This is a genomic window from Pokkaliibacter plantistimulans (assembly GCF_003194385.1).
Taxonomy (GTDB): domain Bacteria; phylum Pseudomonadota; class Gammaproteobacteria; order Pseudomonadales; family Balneatricaceae; genus Pokkaliibacter; species Pokkaliibacter plantistimulans.
Genome location: NZ_LAPT01000200.1, coordinates 1 through 2052 on the forward strand (window position 1 = coordinate 1; position 2052 = coordinate 2052).

The following is a 2052-nucleotide window of genomic DNA, read 5'->3' on the forward strand; positions in this document are numbered from 1 at the left end:
CTTAGCAGGCTGTTGAAAAACGTTATCGAGGCAGCCGAGACAAGGAAATACCCCGAGGGCACAAGAAACAGGCGAAAAAGTGGAGTTTAGTGCACTAAATGAGCATTTGACTCGCTTTGCTCGCCCCTTCGGGGCCGTGCTAAAGCACGTTCAGCCTTCGGCTGTGAGCCTGTTTTGACGCGGGAGTCGGCAACGCAGATAGATTTTCAACGACCTGTTAGGGCATGGCCCATGTCGGCGGGGCTTGTCAGTGGGCCGGGTCCAATGCCGTCAGTACCCACTGCAGCACCTGCTGATGCACGGTCTGTCGGCTGCTGGCTTTGCCATCCTGACACAGGGCTTCCTCTTCTCCTTCCTCTCGCAATATCGCCGCGGCGTTGGCTGTGCACAGCGCCAGCGCACTGAAAGGGCTGGCTGCTGGCAGGCTGAACGTCTGGCCCGGCAGCGTGCTCTGTTCTTCAGCGGCGTCCTGCCCCAGTGCGATGTGTGTCAGTGTTGCAGGCTGCGCGGTCAGGTCAGCCGGAGTAACGCTGTTCAGCAGTTCGGGATTGATCACCACCACATGCTGCCAGTGCACGGCAGTGCCTTGCATTCCCCATGTACTGGCGGGCAGGGCGGCCTGTGGCAGCGACACCTGATGTGCGGCATACCAGCGGCAGTCGGTGCTGTCATTGCCATCACAGCTATGGCGATAGCGCGCCGGATCCAGCCGGATACCCGTTTGTTGCAGCATCGCTGTGGCACCGAGAAAGGCGCCGAGCAGATTCTGCCGCTCTGGATCAATGCGTGGCTGCCATTCACTGCGCTTCAGCCACTGATAGGCAGCGCTGATATCGGCCGCCCGACGCCAGGGCTCATCAGTAGCCTGTTCCGGTGACAGTGATTCCGCTGCGGGCGGCTGGATCTGCACCACCAGATAGCCGTGCTGCGCCAGCTGCTGAGCCAGCCAGTTGCCCTGAAACGGTGCCGAGCGGAGGCCGCCGTAACTCATCAGGAGTAGCGGCAGCGTGCCGTCGACAGGTGCGGCATCATGCACCCCGGCAGAGCTCTGAAACAGACCATTTCCCCCTGTTCGCTGTGCCGCACCCCTGCTGTGGGTGGGATACCACAACAGTAACTGCACGGGATGTAAGCGATGGCTGACCGTGACGGCCTGCTGCTGTACACCTGCGGCGGGTAGCGCCTCAGCACGAGCAGTGAACGACAGGCATATCAGCAGTGCCAGCCAGTAACGGCGGGCGGTGCGCACGATGCGGAAGTAGCGGGAAGGAAATGTCATGGCAGCCTCTCAGGAGCGCTAGGGGGGAGAGGCAGAGCATGGCGTGGTGGAAAAGCGGCTGCGACCTGAAACAGGATTCAGTACCTGTCGGCAGCTGAAACGGCAGGTACTGCAGTCTGGCAGAGGGGTTACTTGTCTGAATCCGTGCTTTGAGAGCCCGACAGGTCGCCAGCACGTTTCTTCAGCACTTCGGCGACATCGTCCTGATGGTCAGCCAGCAGTTCATAGACGTCACGCGAATAGTTGTTGAGCTGTTCCAGCCAGGGATTGCTGTAATGGGTATGCCAGGTGGGCAGTTTAGTCAGGTCTTCACTGCGGCCCCACAGATCGTTGAGCATGATCTTGCCACTGCTTTCCAGCATCTGCTGGGAGTTCCTGAGATGCAGGGAGGACAGGCGCTGCAGGGCATTCAAGGCAGCCATGGCCAGCGCCAGCGAGCTTTCCACGTTGGTTTTGACTTCGGCCTGTACACGATCCTGAAGGTCCTTGATGTCATGGGATGGCTGTTCATCACTCATGGCCTTGCTCCTCCTGCGGTGGCTACACAGATCACCCGAGGTATCCCATCGGGCACAGACGAGTCTTAACATTGGCACAGGCATCGCTGTTCAGCAATCAACGGGGAAAAATTGGCCTCATTTCCACGCTGATGACGGCCAGATTGGCGGGATAGGTAGTCTGTTGCCGCTTTTTTGGGGGATGAACAGGCCGCTGGAGCGTGCTCGTTACAACGGGCTATCGTTTACAACGGACTAGAGTTTACAGCTGGCTAG

General features: G+C 59.3%; 2 protein-coding genes. Both read right to left on the reverse strand.

The window, feature by feature from the left end; all coding sequences use genetic code 11:
- Nucleotides 1-247 precede the first annotated feature (247 nt).
- Nucleotides 248-1279 carry an alpha/beta hydrolase family protein gene (locus WH50_RS25850; protein ID WP_110190367.1) on the reverse strand — a complete coding sequence of 344 codons (1032 nt, stop codon included), beginning with the start codon at nucleotides 1277-1279 and terminating at the stop codon, nucleotides 248-250.
- Nucleotides 1280-1407: 128 nt separating this feature from the next.
- Nucleotides 1408-1797, reverse strand: a complete 390-nt coding sequence (locus WH50_RS25855) for a phasin family protein (protein WP_165838576.1) — start codon at nucleotides 1795-1797, stop codon at nucleotides 1408-1410.
- Between the last annotated feature and the right edge of the window lie 255 nt (nucleotides 1798-2052).